Origin of the sequence: Skermanella stibiiresistens SB22 (assembly GCF_000576635.1) — a bacterium.
Taxonomy (GTDB): Bacteria; Pseudomonadota; Alphaproteobacteria; order Azospirillales; family Azospirillaceae; genus Skermanella; species Skermanella stibiiresistens.
Genome location: NZ_AVFL01000109.1, coordinates 1 through 733, shown reverse-complemented (window position 1 = coordinate 733; position 733 = coordinate 1). Strand labels below are relative to the sequence as shown.

Sequence of the window (733 nt, the reverse complement as noted above, 5' to 3'; positions counted from 1 at the left end):
ACTCGATGATGCTGGCGACGACGCCGGCGCCGACGGTGCGGCCGCCCTCACGGATGGCGAAGCGCAGGCCCTCGTCCATCGCGATCGGGGCGATCAGGGTGACCTCCATGGCGACGTTGTCGCCCGGCATCACCATCTCGGTACCTTCCGGCAGCGCCACCATCCCGGTCACGTCCGTGGTCCGGAAGTAAAACTGCGGACGATAGTTGGTGAAGAACGGCGTGTGACGGCCACCCTCCTCCTTCGTCAGGATGTAGGCCTCGGCCTTGAACTTGGTGTGCGGCGTGATCGAGCCGGGCTTGGCCAGGACCTGGCCGCGCTCGACGTCCTCGCGCTTGGTGCCGCGCAGCAGCGCGCCGATGTTGTCGCCCGCCTGCCCCTGGTCCAGCAGCTTGCGGAACATCTCGACGCCGGTCACGATCGTCTTGACGGTCTTCTTCAGACCGACGATCTCGATCTCCTCGCCGACCTTGACGATGCCACGCTCGACGCGGCCGGTCACCACGGTGCCGCGGCCCGAGATCGAGAACACGTCCTCGATCGGCATCAGGAACGGACGGTCGATCGGACGCTCCGGCTGCGGGATGTAGGCGTCGACCGCCTCCATCAGCTTCAGGATCGCCTCGCGGCCCTGCGCCGGGTTCTTGTCCTCGAGCGCCATCAGCGCCGAGCCCTTGATGATCGGAATGTCGTCGCCGGGGAAATCGTAGCTGCTCAGCAGCTCGCGGACCTC

1 protein-coding gene is annotated in these 733 nt (G+C 66.7%); it reads right to left on the bottom strand.

Features of this window, described 5'->3' with window-relative positions; all coding sequences use genetic code 11:
• Nucleotides 1-733, bottom strand: a 733-nt coding sequence (locus N825_RS35675; RefSeq protein WP_037462419.1) for an EF-Tu C-terminal domain-related protein, incomplete at both ends; no start/stop codon positions are given.